Raw genomic sequence first — 21795 nt, 5'->3', positions numbered from 1 at the left:
ACTTTCCGTGCGGGCGTAGTTCAATGGTAGAACGAGAGCTTCCCAAGCTCTATACGAGGGTTCGATTCCCTTCGCCCGCTCCAATATTTTCGCCGATATTCTGTTTACTCGCTGTGTTTTCATCGTTTCAATCCTGATTTTTTCTTTTACCTCGCTTTAAGAGTAACGCCATCTTTCGTCTATATTTTGTTTCTGAATAGATGAAGGCACGCGCAAGTTACTATGGCTCTAAAAAGAAGCCAGTGGTTTTAAAAAGAAACCAGTCCTTCAAAAAGAAACTAACTCCCCAAAAGAAATGATATGCGTTATGGTGTGGCGATGCCGTCAAACTTAACCGAAAAAACAGAGGTCACGGGATGCCTGAATTTAATGTATATAGCAAAACTTGCCCAGCGCGCGTGGTGCTGGACCGTTTATCCAATAAGTGGGCACTGCTGATTCTGGATCGTTTGGCATGTGAGCCGGTGCGATTTAATCAGCTAAGGCGGGATATTGAAGGCGTATCGCAGAAGGTGCTGTCGCAAACGCTCAAACACCTGGAGCGTGACGGCATGATTCATCGGCAGGTGTTTGCTACCGTACCGGTGACGGTGGAGTACTCAATCACTCCCCTCGGTAACACACTGGTCAAAACCGTACATGAACTGACTCACTGGGCTGAGAGCAATATCAATGAGGTCATGCTTGCTCAACAGCGGTATGATGAACTCAATTCTACTTCGACAGTGGTGTAGATACTTGTGCCTATCTTTCACGTATATGGAAGCTCCATATTTCTACGTATTTCCAGAATAACCTTATTTATTAGTTGATTAGGTTTTCCTATTGTTAAGTTTATATCTATCTTTTGATAAAGATAAGAATCATTAACTATCCTGAACGTTGGCGGGGAAATATTGGCTATTTCGCCAACTTTTTGTTTAAGTTCAACGAATTTGTAATATCACTACACCAAGTTTGCACTGACATGTAAAATACGCGGGGTAGTGTGTCATATCCCCGGGTTTGTATCTTGTGTGGTGATGATGAATCGGTACAATTTATACGTTGTACGCTTTGGGGTATGCCCAAGGGCGGTAGCGTGCCTGATGAAATGGTAGCCTCCCCGTAAACTGTAGTCGCCGTCATCAGCATGAGTCTATTTGGCTAAAAAAAAGCCAGTCTGGGCGAGTGTTTTAAAGTTGATATGGTGGATGAGTGTCGCCGATTAAGCGAAGACTTATTTGATAATTCTGCTAATCACTTATTTCGGTAATATAGAGCAGGAAATGCTATTCTTCATTATTTATTTCTCACTTTGAAAAAAATCTGTAATAAATTTTTCAAAAATGTTTTTGTGAATAATGTATGGGAATTGTATACGTTTTTAGACCACTGGCCTGGAATGTATACTTGTGTTGAATTTTTTATCGCAAAATATGCATCAGCGAGTTGAATCGATCATGGTGAAAAAAACCTGGTCCAGGAGGTTAGTTTGTCAACAGTAATTATTCCCGTGATCATGTGCGGTGGCAGTGGATCACGGCTTTGGCCTGTATCTCGAGAACAACATCCGAAACCCTTCATCCGATTGTCGGATGGCGAAAGTCTGATTCAAAAGGCACTATTAAGGGCGTTGTCTTTTGATGGGGTCAAAGAGATTATCACTGTTACAAATAAAGAGTTGTTGTTTAAGGCTGTGGATGCCTTTTCAGAGGTTTATAAGGGAACCACGCCCATTTCTTATATATTGGAGCCTGTGGGGCGTAATACGGCGGCCGCAATCGCTTCGGCTGCGTTGCTTGCTCGTAAGAAGCATGGTGATGATGCGGTATTGATGATATTGGCGGCAGACCATCTGATTAAAGATAAGAACGCTTTTGTTAATGCAGTATCCCAGGCTGCTTCGCTGGCTAAGCAATCAAGATTGGTGACGTTTGGTATCCAACCAGAAAAGCCTGAGACGGGTTACGGTTATATTAAATATCGTAACAACCAGGTCGAGCGTTTTGTTGAAAAACCCTCGTATAGTAGAGCTCTGGAATATGTCGAGTCTGGTGAGTATTTATGGAATTCAGGAATGTTTTGCTTTTCTTGCGGTTCCATCCTAAAGGAAATGCAAACATACTGTCCTCAGGTAATTGCTGATGTTGAATATAGCATTAACTGTTCTCGCCAATTGGAAGGGAAAGGCGCAACCCAACTCGAGTTGGATATGGAGAGTTTTTCCCAGGTTGAGGATATCTCCATTGACTATGCCGTGATGGAAAAGTCGACAGAGGTTTCAGTTGTGCCTTGTAACATCGGTTGGTGTGATATCGGTTCCTGGACTGCATTAAGTGAAATAGGTCAGGCAGACGAAAGTGGCAATACTATAGAAGGCTGTGCTGAAGTTCTTACGCAAAATACTAATAACTGTTATATCAAAGCGGATGAGCGAGTTATTGGTGCCGTTGGGGTAGAAAATCTGGTTATTGTCGATACGCCTGATGCATTATTAGTCGCAAGTAAAGATAATGGTCAGGATGTTAAATCGATTTACAATCAACTCAAAGCCAAAGGACATCAGGCTTATAAGATTCATCGAACAATTCATCGCCCTTGGGGAACAGCAACAATTCTGGAAGAAGGTCATAACTTTAAAATAAATAGAATAGTTGTTAAACCTGGAGCCAGATTGAGTATGCAAGTGCATCACCACCGGAGTGAACACTGGATTGTCATGTCGGGTGCTGCAAAAATCGTAAATGGCAATAAAAATATATTCTTATCAACTAACCAGTCTACCTATATTCCTGCTGGTGAACAGCATCGGGTTGAAAATCCTGGCGTGATAGATCTTATTATGATCGAAGTACAAAGTGGTGAGTATCTGGGGGATGATGATATTGTCCGCTTTGATGACAATAAGGGGAGTATGGTTCAATGACTCTGGCTTGCTTTAAAGCTTATGATATTCGAGGCCGTTTAGGCAGCGAATTAAATACTGATGTTGCTTATCGTATTGGTCGTGCATTTGGTCAATATTTAAGGGCTAAAACGGTAGCGATTGGTGGGGATATTCGTTTAAGCAGCAAAGATTTAAAGGCGTCGCTAGCCAATGGCTTGATGGATGCAGGGGTCGATGTTATTGATCTTGGCATGACTGGAACTGAAGAGATTTACTTTGCTGCATTCCATCTGGATGTAGATGGTGCCATTGAAGTGACCGCAAGTCATAATCCCATGGATTATAATGGCATGAAGTTAGTTGGCCGCGGTGCCAAACCAATTAGTGGTGACTCTGGGCTAAATGATATTCGTGATCTGGCAGATTCAGGTCAATTTGAGAAATCAGAGCGCCGAGGTAACTACAATGAACTTTCATTATTAAATGAATATGTTGACCATCTCCTTTCTTATATTGATATAAAGAAAATTAAGCCGCTAAAATTAGTTGTTAATGCAGGTAATGGCGCGGCCGGCCATGTTATTGATGAGATCGAAGCAAGATTTCAGCAGATGCAGGTTCCCGTTGAGTTTATCAAAGTTCACCATGAGCCGGATGGTCATTTCCCTAATGGTATTCCTAATCCTCTATTACCAGAAAATCGCTCGGCGACGTCAAATGCTGTGAAACTACATCAGGCGGATATGGGGATCGCTTGGGATGGTGATTTTGATCGTTGCTTTCTATTTGATGAAAATGGAGCGTTTATTGAAGGGTATTATATTGTCGGTCTTTTAGCTGAGGCTTTTCTTTCCAAAAATCCTGGTTCTAAGATTATTCATGACCCGAGACTTACTTGGAATACGATAGAGATCGTCAAAAATGCTGGTGGTATCCCAGTTCAGAGTAAAACTGGACATGCTTTTATAAAAGAGCGTATGCGGGCTGAGAATGCTATTTATGGTGGAGAAATGAGTGCTCATCATTATTTCCGTGAATTTGCATACTGTGACAGCGGCATGATTCCATGGTTATTGGTTACTGAACTGCTAAGTACAAAAAATATAACATTATCCAATGCCTTAGATGAGAGAATGAGTTTGTTTCCGTGTAGTGGGGAAATTAATTATCGCGTCGAAAATCCCAAAAATATTCTTTTAAAAATAAAGGCGGCGTATCAGGATAAGGCGGATGATATTAACTACATCGATGGGATCAGCATCGAATGTGCCGACTTTAGACTTAATGTTCGTATTTCTAATACTGAACCTCTTTTGAGACTTAATGTTGAGACTAAAGGTAGCCATGAGCTGTTGCACGCCGAAGTTAAAAAACTAGATGAACTTATTAAGTCTTAGTACTAAAACAGTAATATAATATTGGAGAATATAGATGAAAAAGGTTGCCTTGATTTCTGGTGTGACAGGTCAGGACGGTTCTTATCTTGCAGAGTTTCTTTTGGAAAAGGGTTATGAAGTTCATGGTATTAAGCGGCGTTCATCGCTTTTCAATACACAGCGAGTAGATCATTTATATCAAGATCCACACGAAGAAAATGTAAAATTTAACCTTCACTATGGTGATTTGACCGATACTTCTAACTTAACACGTATTCTTGCCGAAGTGCAGCCGGACGAAGTATACAACTTGGGTGCTCAATCCCATGTTGCAGTGAGTTTTGAGTCTCCTGAATATACTGCTGATGTTGACGCTATCGGAACATTAAGATTATTGGAGTCAATTCGCTTCTTAGGGTTGACTAATAAAACTCGTTTCTATCAAGCATCAACATCCGAGTTATATGGTCTGGTGCAAGAAATCCCTCAGAAGGAAACAACTCCGTTCTACCCGAGAAGTCCTTACGCGGTTGCTAAAATGTATGCGTACTGGATTACAGTAAACTACCGTGAGTCTTATGGCATGTATGCTTGTAATGGGATTCTTTTTAACCATGAGTCTCCTCGTCGCGGTGAAACATTCGTAACTCGTAAAATTACTCGTGGATTATCTAACATCGCTCAGGGGCTGGAGAAGTGCCTGTATATGGGTAATCTGGATTCTTTGCGTGATTGGGGTCATGCTCGTGATTACGTTAAAATGCAGTGGCTGATGCTTCAGCAAGAAAAACCGGAAGACTTCGTCATTGCAACTGGCGTGCAGTATAGTGTTCGTGATTTTATTAAGCTCTCTGCGAAAAAGCTTGGTATCGAGCTTGAGTTTGTTGGCTCAGGGGTCGACGAAAAAGCAGTTGTATCAAAAATTATTGGTAATAATGCCCCGGCGTTGAAAGTGGGAGATGTCGTTGTTGCCGTTGATCCACGTTATTTCCGTCCTGCTGAAGTTGATACGCTTCTGGGCGATCCGAGCAAAGCGAAAAATAAATTGGGCTGGGTTCCAGAGACAACTCTGGGTGAAATGATTGATGAGATGGTTGCTTATGATCTGGAGAAGGCTAAACAAGTCGCTCTCCTGAAATCTAATGGCTACGATGTTAGTGTTAGCGTAGAGTAAGTATTTTTTATAGTAAATAAAAAGGGCTGTGTATACAGCTCTTTTATTAATTCGAGCATCTTTAAATGTTAAATGACTTGAGATTAGCTTTAACTCATCCAGAGTCTTGGATGATCTTATCATGGTATGATATTAAACAACGATATAAGCGCTCAACGTTAGGACCCTTTTGGGTGACAATTAGTACTGCTGTTCTGGTTGGAATGTTGAGTCTATTATGGTCTACATTATTTAAGTTAGATGTTAAAGATTATCTTCCGTTTTTTTGTATCGGCCAGGTTTTTTGGACATATATATCAACTCAGATTACTGAGGCATGCAATGGTTTTATTCAATTCGATTATATAATTCGACAAAGCAAAGTTTCTTTTAGCTCAATAATTTTGAGAATATTAAGTCGAAATATTATTGTATTTCTCCATAACTTTATTATTATTATTTTTGTTATAAGCTTTGTGGGCGAAGGATGGAGTCCCATTGCATTACTTTCTATTTTTGGTTTTATTCTGTTATCTTTAGCATTGTTCTCTGGGTCTATAATTCTTGGTATTATCTGTACTCGATTTAGAGATATGCAAATGATCATTCAAAATATTCTTCTGGTAAGTTTTTATTTCACGCCTATTATGTGGAAAACTGAACAATTAAATAAAGAATGGTTATTTTGGGTTGATTTCAATCCATTGGTTCATTTTTTTAATATTATTCGGGAGCCTATTCTTGGGCATTTACCCGAGGCTAAGTCGGTATTAATTTCATTTGTGATAACTCTCATCTTGTTCTCTCTGTCATTGATATTGCTGAAGAAGACCAGAACCAAGATTGCATATTGGCTTTAATCTATGAAAAAGATAATTGATGCTGTACATATTAGTGTGGATTTTCCGATATATTCATCTTCGCAACGCAGTTTGAAGAAGGTTATATTCAAACGAGCAGTCGGAGGTGGATTCAATGATAGTACCAGTTGTATTACAGTTAAAGCTCTGAATGATATTTCGTTTAGTATATACGAAGGTGATCGTGTTGCATTGATCGGCCATAATGGTGCGGGGAAAACTACCCTTCTGAGAGTATTAGCTGGTGTTTATCATCCGTCTACAGGTCATATTAATATTGATGGGGATGTTGTGTCTCTGATTGATATGGCTATGGGGATGGACAGTGAAGCTACAGGATATCAGAATATTTATATAAGAGGTATCTTACTAGGACTCAAAAGAAAGGAAATTACGAAACACATTGACTATATCATTGAGTTCAGCGAGTTAGGCGATTATATACATCTGCCTGTGAGAACCTACTCAAGCGGTATGTTGTTAAGACTTGCTTTTGCAATTATCTCAACACTTAAACCAAATGTTCTTTTGATGGATGAGTGGTTAACTGTCGGAGATACTCATTTTAGAGAGAAAATGGGGAAAAAATTAGAGGAAATGATAAGTAATACATCAGTTCTCATCCTGGCTTCGCATTCAAAGGAAGTGATTCGAGAATATTGCAATAGATTCTTTTTATTAGAGCATGGTTGTATAAAAGAGTTGGATATTTCTGATTTGGATGATTATTTATAATGGTGAGTAAATGGAAAAGACAAGTAAGATACTAATCACCGGCTCCGGTGGGGTTTTAGGATATGGGTTAGTAAATTCGTTAAGGAGTAGTGGTTACGATAATCTATTGACTCCTAATAGAAATGAAATGGACTGTCTAAATCAAGATAGTGTGGATGATTATCTAAATAAAAATAGACCAGAGTATGTTTTTCATTTGGCCTCTCTTGTTTTTGGCTTAAAAGGGAATTTGGATAATCAGCTAAAATCCATTTCTAATAATACGATTATTAATCAAAATGTTATTGTTTCTAGTCATAAATTCAATGTAAAGAAAATATTTTTTGCGGGTACTGTCGCATCCTATCCATTCCCCTATATCCAACAGCCATTAGTTGAAGATGATCTTTTGATGGGGGAGCCGCATGATGGTGAATATGGATATGCTATGGCGAAAAGACATGCTTTGGCTTTTTTGAAAATTTTAAATAAATATCATAGTATTGATTATTGTTATGCATTATTTACAAATCTGTTTGGGGAAAATGACCGATTTGATCCAATCAATGGACATGTTATTCCTTCACTTATCGATAAAGCCTATAACAGTATCCAAAATGGTGACAACATTCTGAATGTATGGGGGCGTCCTGAAACTACACGTGATTTTCTGCATAATTCAGAAGCTGGGTTTGCTGCATTACATGCTATGAATAATATAAGTGGTGTCGTCAATATTGCCAGTGGTGTAGAGACATCAATGGGCGATGTAGTCAAAGCGATAGTTAGTGGTTTTGATAATAAAATATCAGTTTCCTGGAATGAGAATGCACCTATTGGTATCCCAAGAAGAAGTGTATCAATAGAACGGTTACGTAATTCTGGATTCGATCCTAAGTTTGATCTTAAAGAACAAATTTCAGATACTATCTCATGGTACAAAAATAATATTCTTGGTATTAGAAAATGAAAAAAATTGCTATAGTTTCAAGTTTCTCAGATAGTTGCGGAAATGCTTATTTTACTAAAATCCTGATGGATTCGATGGTAAGCGCAGGAGCTCAGGTTGAGTGCCTGAGTCTGAACTTATTACTGACACAGTCTATTAATAATAGTGTTAGAAAAAAAGCTGACAAGCATATTGATGACATATGTAAAATTCTCAAAGATTACGATGGTGTCAATATTCAATTTGAAGCAGGTCTTTATGGCACTATGCCGGCGGATATTATTAAGCGCGTGTGTAAGTTGGTTTCTGCTAATCCTAATACAAGTGTGACTCTTCATAGCCCAAGATTAGTCAGTGATAGTGCATCACAGCGTGAGGCGATTAAGCAGGCATTAAGGCTTCGCCTGAAGACGGCTGTTAATATGTATCTTTCAGATTTGAGACGGAATGTATCAACAAAGATAAACGTAAAGATTATTAAATACCTTGTTAAAAATAATATTAATCTTATTGTTCACACTCTCAGGGCTAAAGAGCAGATTGAAATGTTCTTTAACTATAGTAATGTGCATGTGCATCCTCTTAAGATTGTTGATGAAAGTCATAAGTCATCCCCAGATATCTATGAAAGGATCAAAGATGAATATGGTATTGATGAGCAAGATAAAGTCGTGGGAATGTTTGGATTCGTTAATGAATATAAAGGGCATTCTCTAGCAATCCAGACGTTGTCTTATTTACCATCAAATTATAAGTTAATGATCTTTGGTAGGCAGCACCCCCAGACAATAAAAAACAATGAAATAGTGAATCATTACATTCACTCTCTACAAGATAAAATAAGTAAGAACAAAAAAGTAAAGGATCGTGTTTTCTTCATGGGAGAATATGATAATGAAGACTTTATTAACCTCGCGGCATCTGTTGACTATGTCTGGTTACCATATGTAGAAAATGGACAAGATGGTTCAGGCATTGCGTCCATATGTATGGATGTATCAAAGCGGGTATTGTGCTCCTCATCATTTGCATTCGATGAATTGTTTAGACTCATTCCCGACTATAATAACTATGCACGCTTTGATATTGGTAACTACCTGGAATTGGCAAGCAAAACATTACACTTTATACCAAATAAAGTGAGTCGCGCATCTGAAACTAAGTATACATTAAAGTCACAAGCTGAGTTGTATATTGAGTTATCAACAAAATAAATTGCGCAATTCTGTACTCGTTATAACAGCAGTGTAGTGAGAACAGTGTTAAACGCCCCCTGAGTTTTAATAGAAGTGCTTCTCAGGGGGCGAAATAAAATCAATATAGTCTATACCCAAAATAATTCGAGTTGCAGGAAGACGGCAACCGAGTGAATCCCCAGGAGCTTACTCAAGTAAGTGACTGGGGTGAGGGAGGGCAGCCAACACACCTGCAACTTGAAGTATGACGGGTATATATGGTTATTCTGAAAGAATTATGATATATAAAATCATCGTATCTTTTAATGCGTTTTTTTAAGATAGTTCCACCATAACATCGCTAATACCCGTCTTTATAATAGTACATAGTATCCTTTTCTTAAGAAATGAGAAAAATGCTTTGAAAATTCTTCATTTTTTTAAAACATATTACCCTGTAGCCTATGGTGGTGTGCAACAAGTTATTTATCAACTGGCAGAGGGGGCATCTCGGCGGGGAGCTACTGTCGATGTACTTTCATTAAGCCCTGATGGCTCATCCAAGAATGGGGTTATTGGGCATCACCATGTTCACACATCCCACCAAGACTTTTATCTGGCTTCAACGGGATTTTCTTTATCTGCCATAAAAGATTTCCAGGAACTCGCTACGAGCGCAGATATTATTCATTATCATTTCCCATGGCCTTACATGGATTTGGTGCACTTTATTGCTAAGGTACGTAAACCTGCAATCGTCAGCTACCATTCTGATATTGTAAAACAAAAATATCTGCTGAAGCTTTATCAACCGTTGATGAAACGCTTCCTGAATAGTGTTGATAGTGTTGTTGCTTCATCACCAAATTATGTGACTACCAGTCCAGTCTTGCAGTCGTTGGTAACGCCAACTGAGGTTATCCCGTTTGGTTTGGACCCCGACTCGTACCATCAATCATCGCAGGCTGTCCTTGATAAATGGAAAAGTCAGCTTGGTGAGCGTTTTTTCCTGTTTGTTGGTTTCTTACGTTATTACAAAGGGCTGTCATTTTTACTCGAAGCCATGAGAGATATTGATTATCCATTGGTTATCGTTGGTGAAGGCCCTTATGAAAATGAATTGAAGTTACAGGCTATTTCATTAGGTTTAAAAAATACCCATTTTTTGGGAGCGCTGTCTGATGAAGATAAATGCGCATTATTGGAGTTATGCTGTGGTGTCGTATTCCCTTCTCATCTTCGTTCTGAAGCTTATGGCATGACATTACTTGAAGCTGCAATGTATGGTAAACCGATGATTTCCTGTGAAATAGGAACAGGAACAACCTATATTAACCAGGATCAGGTGACAGGAATCGCCGTGCCGCCGGCTGATCCTGTGGCACTGAAGCAGGCATTAATGACGTTGTGGCTGGATGTTGAAAAATCCCAGCAGATGGGAAGGATGGCGAAGCGGCGCTTTGACGAGAATTTTACCGCCACGCATATGGTCGACAAGTATATGGCTCTTTATCAAAGAGTGATTGAACACAGTGATAAAAATAAATATTTATAGTGATTAAAGCGTTAATCTTACTTCAAGAGACAGCGCTATGAAGCGCTGCACTTCATAGTCAATGAGCATCTGTATAACACTTTGTGTTATAACCCGTTGGTGCCCGTAGCAGGATATCTTTAATATTATTAACGTCGAAGTTGTGGCAATAAAGATCCAACTCTTTTAATAATAGATCCATCTCTTGCCAACTCAACTTCTCTTCCTGCGCCGTCATGATTTTCGGATGGCTGGTCCCTTCAACATTTTCACCGATCAATAGCTCTTCATAAAGCTTTTCTCCGGGGCGTAATCCCGTGAACTTAATCCCGATATCGCCTTCTTCCGCGTGCCCCTGGCCCTCTATATAGCTTTTCATTCCCATCAGGTTGATCATTCTGCGGGCTAAATCGAGAATTTTGACAGGCTCGCCCATATCCAATACGAATACCTGCCCATTCATCCCCATGGCCCCGGCTTGTATCACCAACTGTGCCGCTTCGGGAATAAGCATAAAATAACGAATAATATCCGGGTGTGTCACTGTTACCGGGCCGCCTTGGCGGATCTGCTTTTTAAACAGCGGGACAACCGAGCCGGATGACCCCAATACATTACCAAATCTCACCATGGTGAATGTTGTTTGGTTTTGGCGTTCCGCCAGCGCTTGCAAAATGAGTTCCGCCATCCGTTTGCTGGTGCCCATGATATTGGTTGGACGCACCGCTTTGTCTGTGGAGATCAGTGTGAAATTTTCCACCCCTTCGGCTATCGCTGCTTCGGCGCAGGCCAATGTACCAAATACGTTATTGCGGATCCCTTCAATCACATTCTCTTCAACTAATGGCACATGTTTGTAAGCTGCGGCATGGTAAATCGTTTCGACTTGATGGGTATGAATCAGCTTTTGCACCCGGTTTTGTTTTTGTACCGAACCTAATGCCGTGACGATTTTCGTCTCAAGCATCAGGCGCTTTTTAATACCCTGCAGTTCCTGGTCGATGGTGTAGAGGTTGTATTCGTTTAGTTCAAATAACACTAATGTGCATGGGCGCTGCGCCAGAATCTGGCGGCAAAGCTCCGAACCAATCGACCCACCGGCACCCGTTACCATCACGGTTTTTCCCGTAATGTTTTTCGTCATCAACTGCTTGTCGGGGTCAACCGCCGCGCGGCCCAGCAAGTCCGCGACATCCAGATCGCGTATTTCCGTGGCGACAGCCTTACCGGCGGCGATGTCTTCAACCGAGGGCACGGATTGCACTTCAATCGGCCAATGAGAAAGCTTCTCCAGTAATCTCAGTCGTTGACCTTTTTGTATGTTATTAATCGCCAACAACAACTTAACGGGTTGATAGAGCGGCTTCAGTTTCTCAAATTCACCGCTGTGATGTACTTTGATGCCGCAAATGATTTGGCCTACCTTCTTCTCATCATCATCAAGGATGATGACGGGGTGATACTCGTCCCCCTGGATCAACGCGTAAAGTAGGTCTCGTCCGGTAGCGCCTGCGCCATAGATAAAAACGTTCGGTTTCTGACGCTTATAGTAGTGATAGTAGAAGGTTCGGATCAGTACGCGCGGGCTACCCAGCGCGAGCGTCGCTAAGCCCGCATAGATAAAGGGCACGCTACGCGGGACAAAAGACTGAAAAAAGAAGCTACTCAGTGCCAGACTGATGGCGGAGAGAATAACTGATAGAAAAACATACCCCATTGCCGGCAACATCATATAGCGCAACACGGCGCGATACATACCGCAACGTATGAAGACCAGGATTGTGATGGATAATGTGACGATGACGCTGGCTATTTCAGCATAACCAACCGGGAATTCGGCGGTACCTAAACGGACGGCGACGGCCAGATACAGTGAAAAAACAATCGCGATAATGTCATAGCTTACTGTCACTATGCGTTTGGTTGTGCGCTCTGCATTAAGCAAAAGCGGAATAAGTTTAAACATCTGAACCTGAATGTCCGTGTGCGACAATAAAGTGGTATTAGCGGAGTATTTTAGTGGTCTAACAATGTCTTGACCAGATGTGCTTATCTTAATTTTAGTTATGGGTCTATCCGGCTATCATGAGCCGAGCTATTCAGGAAGGTAATCTCATTGAAAATCTTAGTAACGGGAAGCCGGGGGTTTATCGGTAGCCGGGTGGTCGCGCTGGCGGGCGAACAGGGAATTACCTGTGTTTTGCACGGTAGCGAGCGCGGCGATGTAAGCGATAGCACGATGATTCTCGCCAATCTGACGGCGACGACGGATTGGACGTCGGCACTAAAGGGTGTGGATGCCGTTGTGCACTGTGCCGCCAGAGTTCACCAGATGCAGGATGGCAGTGATGCGCTGGCGCTTTATCGGGAAACCAATGTCGCGGGAACGTTGCAACTGGCGCGGCAGGCTGCCGAATCGGGTGTTAAGCGGTTTGTCTTTGTCAGTTCAATTAAAGTAAATGGCGAAGCGACCCAGCCAGGTCAGCCTTTTCAGCCGGAAGTGGCGGCACCGCCGAGCGATCCTTATGGCTTGAGCAAGTATGAGGCCGAACAGGGATTGATGCGGCTGGCGCAGGATACCGGTCTCGAGGTGGTGATTATTCGCCCGCCGTTGGTGTATGGGCCGGGTGTAAAAGCCAATTTCCGCGCAATGATGAATTGGGTGCGTAAAGGTGTGCCGCTGCCGTTGGCGGCGATTCATAACCAGCGCAGCCTGGTGTTTGTGGATAATCTGGCTGATCTGATTCTGTTGAGTCTTCGTCATCCGCAGGCGCCGGGGCGCGTATGGCTGGTATCGGATGACCACGATGTCTCTACCGCCCAACTGCTGGCGGATATGGCAACGGCGCTGGAGACGAAAAATCGTTGCTGGCCGCTGCCGCCATGGATACTGAAAAGCGGTGCGGCTTTGCTTGGAAAATCCGCCGTGGCGGAGCGTTTGTTGGGTTCATTGCAGGTGGATGTGCGTGAAACCCGTCAACAGCTTGGCTGGCAGCCCGCTATCTCCTATCATCAGGCGATTGCCATCACGGCGCGGGCGTTTCTGGCGGAAATGTCCGGCGCATCTGAGTCTCTATCCAAAGAAGGTTGACCGATTATTATGCTGCGTGTTCTGGATATTTTGCTGGCGCTGGTGGGGGTGTTATGCCTGTGGCCGGTGATGTTGATCGTTTATGTGTTGGGGTTATTTGATACCGGTTCGCCGGTTTTTATCCAGCAACGCGTTGGGCGTCATCAGCGGCCATTTAATCTGATCAAGTTTCGCACCATGGCAGTGGCGACGGAGTCGGTGGCGACGCACCTTGCCAGCCGCAGTTCTGTGACGCGGTTAGGCGCTTTTTTGCGTAAAACCAAGCTGGATGAACTACCCCAGTTGATCAACGTGCTGAAAGGGGAAATGAGTCTGGTTGGGCCGCGTCCTTGCCTGTTTAATCAACAAGAGCTGATTGCCGAACGTCAGGCGCGCGGTGTCTTTGAGGTGTTGCCGGGGATTACCGGGCTGGCGCAGGTTAATGCCATCGATATGTCGACGCCGCAAAAACTGGCTGAGTGGGATCAGAAGATGATTCAGACTCTGTCGGTGAAGCATTACTTCACTTATCTGGTACAAACGGTAGTCGGTAAAGGAGCCGGCGACCGGGTACGCTGATACGCCTGATAAAAACGATGCCGGCCAGGCCGGCATCGTACTTCACAACGTCCTGCTCAGGTATTACTTCAGCGGGGCCAGCGCCGTCTGGTCGACATAGGGTTTCATGAGGGTATCGGCTTCCTGTTGGGCGGCTTTGGCGGCGGCTTCCGGCGTGATCTTTTCATCATTTACCACCGCGGCCAACTGGTTTTCCATGGCTTTGCGTACCGCCACGGTTTCATAGGTGGCGTACCACGGGTGAGCGTATTTCAACTGCTCCAGCGCGGTGGCGGCCCGTGGGTCTTGCTCCAGATAGGCCTTCATTTCCGGGGTGTCGTATGAGGCTTTACGCGGCGAGAAATAGCCGGTGAAACGGCTCCATGCGCCGTTGACCTGTGGGCTGACCAGGTAGTTCAGGAACTGGTAGGCCGCTTTTTTCTGCTCATCGGAGATACCGTTGAAGCTGACCAGACTGGCGCCGCCGATCGGCACTGCCCGTTGCTCCTTGGCCGGTAACATGGCGACGCCCAGCTCAAAGTCTTTGGTGTTTTCACGCATGAACCCCAGTGCACCGGTGCTCAGCATCGCCATGCCCAGCTTGCCGGAGAAGAAGGCGGCGCTGATCTGTTTGGAATCCAGCACGCCGGACGGCATCACCTTATCTTTGTAGATCAGGTTCTGCCAGAAGCGCAGTGCGCCGATGGTGGTCGGGCTGTTGTAATAGACTTCACCCGGATAGTCTTCGTTGAAGTAATTGCCGCCGTTGGCGCGCACCAGCGAGGAGAAAATCCAGCCGCCGTAGTCATCATTGGTGGAAGGCAGCATGATACCCCACTGGCCTTTGCTCTGATCGGTCAGTTTTTTGGCATCGGCTAGCAGTTCCTGCCAGTTCTGCGGCGGTTGTGCGATACCGGCTTTTTCGAACAGGGTCTTGTTGTAATAGAGGATCGGCGTCGAATTGTGGAACGGGATTGCATACGTCACCCCCATCACCAGGGCATTCTTGTGCATGGCGGGCCAAAATTCATTCGTTAAAAACGCGCCGGCTTTTTCGTTGCCGAATTTGAACAGCTCATCCATCGGCAGGATTTCATTTTTCAGCGCCAGATCGGTAGTGAAGTTGGCGGACATAATCACCAGTGCGGGCGGCTGACCGGCTTTTTGCGCCGCTTCCGCTTTCATTTTGGTGGTGTCGTAGTTACCGGTGAAAATCCCCCGGACTTCCACATCCTGTTGGGAATTATTAAATTCTTTGATGATGCGGGTCATTTCCATCGTTAGCTTGCCGTCCACCGGGGCGGGAAACATGAAGTCGATGTTTTGTTTGGCCAGCGCTGAGCCGGTAAAGGCCAGCGAAATGCCGAGAGTGAGCGCCTGTAACCGCTGTTTCAGGGGCTTATGCATGGGAAGTCTCCTGGTATAGATTCTGCTGTGTTTCAGCATGAAAAAGATGAACATCAAAAGGTGAAAAGCCGAGGTTGACGGTGTCGCCGACCATCGGGATATCGCCGCGATTTTTGCGGCTGTAGCGTAGTTCGCCGATGGGCGTGCTGATGTGCAGCAGATAGTCTGCGCCCATCAATTCTCGTTGCGTCACGATGCCGGACAGGTGATGTGTATGTTGTTCTGCCTCGGGGGTATCGGTGAGGTGTTCCGGGCGAATACCGAAAAAGACCGCCTGAAGATGCGTGGCGTGTGGCGGCAGAGGGAGCGTGTTTTCGCCGACCTGCACCATACCGGCGCGGCAAGGCAAGGTGATAATGTTCATAGCCGGCGAGCCGATGAAACTGGCGACAAACAGGTTGGTCGGGAACGCGTACAGTTGCTCCGGCGTACCGACTTGCTGGACCTCGCCGTGGTTCATCACCACGATGCGATCCGCCATCGACATGGCTTCTATCTGGTCGTGGGTGACATAAACGGTGCTGGTTTTGAGTTGCTGATGCAATGTCATAATGCCGTCGCGCACTTCGGTGCGTAGCCGGGCATCCAGATTGGACAGCGGCTCGTCCATCAAAAACAGTTTTGGGTCACGCACGATGGCGCGCGCCATTGCCACCCGCTGGCGCTGGCCGCCGGACAGCTTGCCCGGTTTACGATCCAACAATGTATCCAGTTGCAGCAATTGCGCCACTTTTTCCAGCCGGGGCTGCCAACTTGCTTTCGGTTCATGGCGAATTTGCATACCGAAGGTGATGTTGTCCTTCACCGTGAGGTGGGGAAACAGCGCGTAGTTCTGAAAGATCATCGCGAAGTTTCGATCACGCGGCGACTGAGCGGTGATGTCGGCGCCATCCAGCCAAATTTCGCCGTCGCTGACTGCTTCCAGCCCGGCCAGCAGACGTAATAGGGTGCTTTTGCCACAGCCGGACGGCCCTACCAGTACCAGAAATTCGCCGTCGGCAATCTCCAGCGACAGCGAGCGCAGCGCCGGTTTATCGTCAAATTGCTTGCTGACGTTGTGCAGTCGTAACGTAGCCATCAACGCTCATCCACCGGGCAACTGATTTTTTCGTCGTACAACCACGGGCCGGCATAATGCGACAGCGGATGCAGGTAGCTGACCCACTGCTGGTCCACCAGACGGTGCATCAGGCAGGATGGTGGGGACATGTCGTAATAAGGACGGGTATCTTCGTGGTAGTAGGGCACCTGATGAACGGTGCCCGGCACGGTAGCGATGACTGCCTGACGGTACTGCGTCATGATCAGGCAGTGATTGTGACCGCAGAAAATGCGCACCAGCGACGGAAAACGCTCCACCAGCTCCAGCAGGCGGTGCCCGTTTTCACAGGCGATGCGGTCCATCTGGGCGGAGCCGAGCGCCAACGGCGGATGATGCATGAATACCGCGGTGGGTTTGTCGTCACGCATCAGTTGCGCTTCCAGCCAGGATAGCGTCTCTTCCGTCAACCAGCCTTTGGAGGTGCCGGCGCGGCTGGAGTCGATGAACAACAGCCGGGTGGCGAAATCGTCAATCGCGTAGCGCATATTCTGCGGGTCGTTGCCCAGTTGCGGGCACAGCGGTTGCAGGTACTCCAGAAAGTGGGTTTTGTCGTCGTGGTTACCGGGGATGATGAACAGCGGGTAGGTCAGGTTACCCAAAATTTGGCGGGCGACCTGATATTCCGACGGACGACCGCAGTTGACGATATCTCCGCTGATCACGACGGCATCCGGGCGTTCGGTGAGGGCGTTGAGTTGTGAGACCACATCGGCGTTACCGGCGTTGATATCGATGAAACCGTACAGTTTTTGCCCTGAGCTGCGAAAGTGAGTATCGGAAATTTGCGCTAACAGCATGAAAAACTCCTTATTTTATCCCGGAGAAGCCAAAGCTTTTCAGGAACTGTTTTTGGAAAACGATAAACGCCAGCATTAACGGCAGGCATACCATCAGCGTACCGGCGCTGATCATGCCCCACTGCCCGCCGGATTCAGCCCCCATGGCGAATGACACCAGCCCGACGGTCAGCACCTGTTTGTCCGGGTCGTTAAGCATCATTAGCGGCCAGAGGTACTCGTTCCAGTGATAGGTAATGCTGACGGTGGCAAACGCCAGAATGGAAGGCCAGGACATCGGCAACAGCACGCGAAAAACCACTTGCCACCAGCGGCAACCTTCCATCAGCGCCGCTTCTTCAATTTCTTTGGGAATGGACAGAAACGCCTGACGCATCAGGAATACGCCGAATGCCGAAGTAAAATAGGGCATCATCACGCCGGTCAGGGTATTGAGCAGGCCGAATGCCTTCAGCGTCATCATGTTGGGGACCATCATCACGACCGGCATGATCATTAATTGCACCAGAAACAGCAGAAACAGCGTCTGTTTGCCGCGAAATTCATGGCAGGCAAAGACGTAGCCGGCGGTGGTGATGGTCAGCAACTGGATGAAGAAGGTGCCGAAGGTAAAAAAAATGGTGTTGGCATACAGGCTTACCCAATCGGCGCTCTGCCAGGCATCACGGAAGTTATCCAGCGTTAACGGCCAGCGCGGCAGTAATGACGCCATGCCGGTGCCAAACGTGGTGGCGCTAAAGGCCGATGAGAGCATCCAGATAAACGGGCTGATCCAGAGCAGCGCGGCACAGATCATCAGCAGACTCAGCGTTGCGCGCCGCGACTGGCGCCAGCGTAGCCAGGTCGGCAGAGGGACGCGTGCGCTACCGACTACGGTAGGGGATATCTCAACGCTCATAATGAGCCTCTTTCTCCAGTACTTTCAGGTTAATCAGCGAGAACACGAACAGGCCGGCCAGCGTCAGAAAGGTCGCAGCGGAGGCTTTGCCGAGATCGTGGGTGTCCCAGGCCAGATTCTGGATGTAATACAACAGCACCGTGGTGGCGTTATCCGGGCCGCCGTGGGTCATCACTGCCACATGATCAATTTGGGTGATGGAGTAAATCAGCGCGGTGGTGATGACGAAGCTCAACGTCGGGCGCAGCAACGGCAGCGTGACGCGGAAAAACACCTGTGTCGGCGTGGCGCCTTCCATGACGGCGGCTTCGCGGGTAGAGGGCGGGATGCTTTGCAGCCCGGCCAGAAAGAACAGCATGTAGTAACCGGCGAATTTCCACACCCCAATCAGCGCAAGCGCCAGCAGGGCGCTATTGCTGCGACCCAGATAATTGTTGTTCATTGGCCCGAACAGCTTGGCCAGATAGTAATCCAGCAGGCCGATACCCGGCATAAAGATGAACAGCCACAACGCGGCGGCGCTGACCATCGGAATGATCATCGGGAAGAAGAAAGCGGTGCGTAGCCAGCGATTGACTGCGCGGTTTTCCCATAGTGCAACCGCCAGCAACAGCGCCAGTACAACGCCGGGGATTACCGTCAACAGGATGTAGACCAGATTATTGAACAGTGCGCGCCAGAAAACGGCGTCATCCAATAGACGAATAACATTGCCTAAACCGACAAACGGTGCATCCGCACCAGCCATGCGGGTATCGAACAGGCTGTCATACATGGAGCGTAACAGCGGAAAATAGGTGAATAACAACAGGAACAGCAGAGAAGGCGACAGAATCACCCAGGGGAGCCAGTTTTTTTGCATGGTGATGGTTTTCACATGGTTATAGTTTTCGCATGGTTATAGTTTTTGCATGGTGATGATGAATGCCAGTCAACGAATTTCGGTAAAACGCAAGCCCTATGCTGCGTAGGTAAGACTGCAAGGACATGGCAGACAGGTGACGATTTGGTGACGACGGTTTCCATAAAATAAAACCGGCGCTGATGGCTTGTACTGCGGCGGGAAAAAGCGTTTGATAGGGGACTGTACGCTTTTTACGATGCATTCACTGAATTTATCCAGGAGGAATTATGTCTGTTTCTGCACGAAACCAATTGAATGGTATTGTGGATCGTATTGCTGAAGGTGCGGTCAACAGTGAGGTCGTGCTGACGCTGGAAAGCGGAGAAAAACTGACCACCGTCATCACCCGTAATAGCGTCGTGACGTTGGGTCTGGCGCCTGGAAAATCCGCTGTAGCCCTGATTAAAGCGCCATGGGTGATTTTGGCCTCGGCGGATTGCGGCCTGAATTTCTCGGCACGTAACCAATTCAGCGGTACGATTGATCATGTGGTCAACGGTGCGGTGCACGCCACGGTACACATCACTACCGCCAAAGGGCTGAAACTGACCGCCAGCGTCACTAATGAAAGCGTAGCCGAAATGGGGTTACAAACCGGTTCCCGCGTGATTGCGCTGATCAAAGCCTCCAGTGTGATTTTGGCCACCCGCGCCTGATAGCATTCAGCGGCGTCATCGCCGCCGCACAATCTTTACACTTGAAACTCTCCTTTCTTTGGCGGATTTCGGGTAATCTGAACCGCTTTTTAGCGGTAGATGACTCGGGGTTCGCCGGGCTGCTTTTACCGCCGGGTTCTCCTCTTTTTTCACATAGACTGTGTTTTCCTCCGGGCTGTCTGGATAACGACAATGTCGTGCATGGTTAGTTTGTTAAAACTGGCTGGTATGACTATCAAGAAGATATTTGATAATGACTCAACAAACCTTTACCTGGGACTTGTGCCATCCCCGTTACTGGCTGCTGTGGTTCGGCCTTGCCGTACTATTTCTGCTGGTGCAGTTGCCTTATCCGATGCTGATGCGGCTGGGTGACTGGCTGGGGCGCCACTCCCGTTATTTTCTCAAACGACGGGTGAGCATTGCTCGTCGTAATCTGGAACTGTGCTTTCCTGAGATGCCGGTATCGCAGCGTGAAGCGCTGGTGGATGCGAATTTCGCGTCGCTGGGAATGGCGTTGATGGAAACCGGCATGGCCTGGTTTTGGTCGGATCGGCGGGTCAGAGCCTGGTTCGATGTTTCCGGCTTTGAGCATCTGCAGCAGGCAGGGCGCGAACAACGCGGCGTGATGGTGATCGGCATTCATTTTATGTCGCTGGAGTTGGGCGGCCGTGCGATGGGGCTATGCCAGCCGATGATGGCGATGTACCGGCGGCATAACAATAAAGTGATGGAGCTGGTGCAAACCTGGGGACGCTCTCGCTCTAATAAGGCGATGATCGATCGCAAAGATTTGCGCGGTATGGTGCAGGCGCTGAAGAGCGGCGAAGCGGTATGGTTCGCGCCGGATCAGGATTACGGCCCTAAAGGCAGTGTATTTGCACCGTTCTTTGCGGTGGAACAGGCGGCGACGACCAGCGGAACGTTCACTATTCACCGTTTAGCCAAACCGGCGATGATTACCACGGTGCTGATTCGTAAACCGAACCGGCAGGGATATCAACTGGTGATTGAACCGGAACTGGAAGACTATCCATACCAGGATCAACAACAGGCGGCGCAGTACATGAATCGGGTGATTGAGCGGGAGATTTTGCGCGCACCGGAACAATATCTGTGGCTGCACCGTCGTTTTAAGACGCGCCCGTGCGGTGAAGCATCGTTGTACCGTTAATCCAATACAAAAATCAGATGCAAAAAAAGTGGCTACCCGAAGGTAGCCACAATTTAAAGAAGGAGAGAATGATTGTTGATTAACGAAACCAGGCGTAAGGGCTGACACCGCGGTAGGTCTTGCCCAGCGCTTTTAAGATTTGAGTGATTTGACGGACAATACTCATGGTGTTTCCCCCATACGCTTAAAAGAATTAGTGGTTGAAAGTACCGAAGTCGATGGTGAATTTTTCAAACATGGCGATAATTTTGTTCAGCATTTTCATTGTCGTATCCTCTGTGTGATTCATTATTTATGTGATGTCGTTCACGGTTTTAAAGATATACCGGGTTCACGGAATGGTCAATATTTTTTGTGAACTTAATCACAAAAAAATAAACACTCAGTCTGCTCTTTCTGAACCATGGTTTTATTTTCTTTCATACTCAATGCATTGCCATACGAATTGATGATGGACGGGGCCTGCCAAATGGCCGCGCTAGCTGCCTGTAGCCGGCGGTTTGCGGCGGTTTGTCCGCCACCATGATGTGATCACCGGGAATAGCAGTTGAAATGGATGTCCCGAAGGCAGGATAATCTGCCGCCTCAACAACAACTGG

General features: G+C 46.4%; 19 protein-coding genes and 1 tRNA gene. 14 read left to right on the top strand and 6 right to left on the bottom strand.

Going from position 1 to position 21795, the window contains the following annotated elements; all coding sequences use genetic code 11:
• Positions 1 to 9 precede the first annotated feature (9 nt).
• The 10 genes from FDP13_RS12905 (at position 10) to FDP13_RS12855 (ending at position 10651) form a co-directional block, all read left to right on the top strand.
• Positions 10 to 83, top strand: a tRNA-Gly gene (locus FDP13_RS12905).
• Between the two features lie 273 nt (positions 84 to 356).
• A complete protein-coding gene (locus FDP13_RS12900; RefSeq protein ID WP_143839602.1) occupies positions 357 to 734 on the top strand; it encodes a helix-turn-helix domain-containing protein in 378 nt (125 codons plus the stop codon).
• A 740-nt stretch (positions 735 to 1474) separates the two neighbouring features.
• A complete protein-coding gene (locus FDP13_RS12895; RefSeq protein ID WP_143839601.1) occupies positions 1475 to 2908 on the top strand; it encodes a mannose-1-phosphate guanylyltransferase/mannose-6-phosphate isomerase in 1434 nt (477 codons plus the stop codon).
• A complete protein-coding gene (locus FDP13_RS12890; RefSeq protein ID WP_143839600.1) occupies positions 2905 to 4266 on the top strand; it encodes a phosphomannomutase CpsG in 1362 nt (453 codons plus the stop codon). The genes FDP13_RS12895 and FDP13_RS12890 overlap by 4 nt, the downstream gene beginning before the upstream one ends.
• Positions 4267 to 4300: 34 nt before the next feature.
• Positions 4301 to 5419: a GDP-mannose 4,6-dehydratase gene (gene gmd / locus FDP13_RS12885; RefSeq protein ID WP_040002408.1), complete on the top strand. Its 1119-nt coding sequence runs from the start codon at positions 4301 to 4303 to the stop codon at positions 5417 to 5419.
• Between the two features lie 65 nt (positions 5420 to 5484).
• Positions 5485 to 6258 (top strand): ABC transporter permease, encoded by a 774-nt coding sequence (locus tag FDP13_RS12880; protein ID WP_143839599.1) that lies wholly within the window; start codon positions 5485 to 5487, stop codon positions 6256 to 6258.
• 3 nt (positions 6259 to 6261) lie between these two features.
• A complete protein-coding gene (locus tag FDP13_RS12875) occupies positions 6262 to 6993 on the top strand; it encodes an ABC transporter ATP-binding protein (protein WP_143839598.1) in 732 nt (243 codons plus the stop codon).
• A gap of 10 nt (positions 6994 to 7003) precedes the next feature.
• The gene (locus FDP13_RS12870) at positions 7004 to 7942 is read left to right on the top strand and encodes a GDP-L-fucose synthase (RefSeq protein ID WP_143839597.1); all 939 of its coding nucleotides are present in this window, start codon (positions 7004 to 7006) and stop codon (positions 7940 to 7942) included.
• Complete coding sequence (locus FDP13_RS12865; RefSeq protein ID WP_143839596.1) at positions 7939 to 9135, top strand: hypothetical protein; 1197 nt, start codon at positions 7939 to 7941, stop codon at positions 9133 to 9135. The genes FDP13_RS12870 and FDP13_RS12865 overlap by 4 nt, the downstream gene beginning before the upstream one ends.
• 382 nt (positions 9136 to 9517) lie before the next feature.
• Positions 9518 to 10651, top strand: a complete 1134-nt coding sequence (locus tag FDP13_RS12855; protein ID WP_143839595.1) for a glycosyltransferase family 4 protein — start codon at positions 9518 to 9520, stop codon at positions 10649 to 10651.
• 58 nt (positions 10652 to 10709) lie between these two features.
• Here the strand turns inward: FDP13_RS12855 and FDP13_RS12850 are convergent, their stop codons facing one another.
• Positions 10710 to 12596 (bottom strand): nucleoside-diphosphate sugar epimerase/dehydratase, encoded by a 1887-nt coding sequence (locus FDP13_RS12850; protein ID WP_143839594.1) that lies wholly within the window; start codon positions 12594 to 12596, stop codon positions 10710 to 10712.
• A gap of 150 nt (positions 12597 to 12746) precedes the next feature.
• On the opposite strand from FDP13_RS12850, the gene FDP13_RS12845 reads away from it, so the two are divergent.
• Positions 12747 to 13721: an SDR family oxidoreductase gene (locus tag FDP13_RS12845; RefSeq protein ID WP_143839593.1), complete on the top strand. Its 975-nt coding sequence runs from the start codon at positions 12747 to 12749 to the stop codon at positions 13719 to 13721.
• Positions 13722 to 13730: 9 nt separating this feature from the next.
• Entirely contained in the window at positions 13731 to 14279 is a 549-nt protein-coding gene (locus FDP13_RS12840) for a sugar transferase (protein ID WP_012771050.1), read from the top strand.
• A gap of 63 nt (positions 14280 to 14342) precedes the next feature.
• Here the strand turns inward: FDP13_RS12840 and FDP13_RS12835 are convergent, their stop codons facing one another.
• From FDP13_RS12835 to FDP13_RS12815, 5 genes are read right to left on the bottom strand one after another with little or no spacing between them, the layout of a single operon-like run.
• Positions 14343 to 15665, bottom strand: coding sequence for an ABC transporter substrate-binding protein (locus FDP13_RS12835; RefSeq protein WP_143839591.1), 1323 nt, complete (start codon positions 15663 to 15665; stop codon positions 14343 to 14345).
• On the bottom strand, positions 15658 to 16743 hold the full coding sequence (locus FDP13_RS12830; protein ID WP_143839590.1) for an ABC transporter ATP-binding protein: 1086 nt from the start codon (positions 16741 to 16743) through the stop codon (positions 15658 to 15660). Before FDP13_RS12830 ends, FDP13_RS12835 begins: the two co-directional genes overlap by 8 nt.
• Complete coding sequence (locus FDP13_RS12825; RefSeq protein WP_143839589.1) at positions 16743 to 17564, bottom strand: phosphodiesterase; 822 nt, start codon at positions 17562 to 17564, stop codon at positions 16743 to 16745. Before FDP13_RS12825 ends, FDP13_RS12830 begins: the two co-directional genes overlap by 1 nt.
• A gap of 10 nt (positions 17565 to 17574) precedes the next feature.
• Entirely contained in the window at positions 17575 to 18462 is an 888-nt protein-coding gene (locus tag FDP13_RS12820) for a carbohydrate ABC transporter permease (protein ID WP_027713080.1), read from the bottom strand.
• Positions 18452 to 19324, bottom strand: coding sequence for a carbohydrate ABC transporter permease (locus FDP13_RS12815; protein ID WP_143839588.1), 873 nt, complete (start codon positions 19322 to 19324; stop codon positions 18452 to 18454). The genes FDP13_RS12820 and FDP13_RS12815 overlap by 11 nt, the downstream gene beginning before the upstream one ends.
• Positions 19325 to 19593: 269 nt before the next feature.
• Here FDP13_RS12815 and FDP13_RS12810 point away from each other — a divergent pair, with 269 nt between their 5' ends.
• Positions 19594 to 20022 carry a molybdopterin-binding protein gene (locus tag FDP13_RS12810; protein ID WP_143839587.1) on the top strand — a complete coding sequence of 143 codons (429 nt, stop codon included), beginning with the start codon at positions 19594 to 19596 and terminating at the stop codon, positions 20020 to 20022.
• 250 nt (positions 20023 to 20272) lie between these two features.
• Complete coding sequence (lpxP, locus tag FDP13_RS12805) at positions 20273 to 21196, top strand: kdo(2)-lipid IV(A) palmitoleoyltransferase (protein WP_143839640.1); 924 nt, start codon at positions 20273 to 20275, stop codon at positions 21194 to 21196.
• The last annotated feature ends 599 nt before the right edge of the window (positions 21197 to 21795 follow it).

The organism is Dickeya sp. ws52 (assembly GCF_007210685.1).
Lineage (GTDB): Bacteria > Pseudomonadota > Gammaproteobacteria > Enterobacterales > Enterobacteriaceae > Dickeya > Dickeya chrysanthemi.
Note: the sequence above shows the minus strand (reverse complement) of the source record. Positions and strands in the feature narration are given on the sequence as shown.

Coding starts and splice junctions, on each gene's coding strand:
- FDP13_RS12900 (WP_143839602.1), top strand. CDS start 357: ATGCCTGAATTTAATGTATATAGCAAAACTTGCCCAGCGCGCGTGGTG.
- FDP13_RS12890 (WP_143839600.1), top strand. CDS start 2,905: ATGACTCTGGCTTGCTTTAAAGCTTATGATATTCGAGGCCGTTTAGGC.
- gmd (WP_040002408.1), top strand. CDS start 4,301: ATGAAAAAGGTTGCCTTGATTTCTGGTGTGACAGGTCAGGACGGTTCT.
- FDP13_RS12880 (WP_143839599.1), top strand. CDS start 5,485: ATGTTAAATGACTTGAGATTAGCTTTAACTCATCCAGAGTCTTGGATG.
- FDP13_RS12875 (WP_143839598.1), top strand. CDS start 6,262: ATGAAAAAGATAATTGATGCTGTACATATTAGTGTGGATTTTCCGATA.
- FDP13_RS12870 (WP_143839597.1), top strand. CDS start 7,004: ATGGAAAAGACAAGTAAGATACTAATCACCGGCTCCGGTGGGGTTTTA.
- FDP13_RS12865 (WP_143839596.1), top strand. CDS start 7,939: ATGAAAAAAATTGCTATAGTTTCAAGTTTCTCAGATAGTTGCGGAAAT.
- FDP13_RS12850 (WP_143839594.1), bottom strand. CDS start 12,596: ATGTTTAAACTTATTCCGCTTTTGCTTAATGCAGAGCGCACAACCAAA.
- FDP13_RS12840 (WP_012771050.1), top strand. CDS start 13,731: ATGCTGCGTGTTCTGGATATTTTGCTGGCGCTGGTGGGGGTGTTATGC.
- FDP13_RS12835 (WP_143839591.1), bottom strand. CDS start 15,665: ATGCATAAGCCCCTGAAACAGCGGTTACAGGCGCTCACTCTCGGCATT.
- FDP13_RS12830 (WP_143839590.1), bottom strand. CDS start 16,743: ATGGCTACGTTACGACTGCACAACGTCAGCAAGCAATTTGACGATAAA.
- FDP13_RS12825 (WP_143839589.1), bottom strand. CDS start 17,564: ATGCTGTTAGCGCAAATTTCCGATACTCACTTTCGCAGCTCAGGGCAA.
- FDP13_RS12820 (WP_027713080.1), bottom strand. CDS start 18,462: ATGAGCGTTGAGATATCCCCTACCGTAGTCGGTAGCGCACGCGTCCCT.
- FDP13_RS12815 (WP_143839588.1), bottom strand. CDS start 19,324: ATGCAAAAAAACTGGCTCCCCTGGGTGATTCTGTCGCCTTCTCTGCTG.
- FDP13_RS12810 (WP_143839587.1), top strand. CDS start 19,594: ATGTCTGTTTCTGCACGAAACCAATTGAATGGTATTGTGGATCGTATT.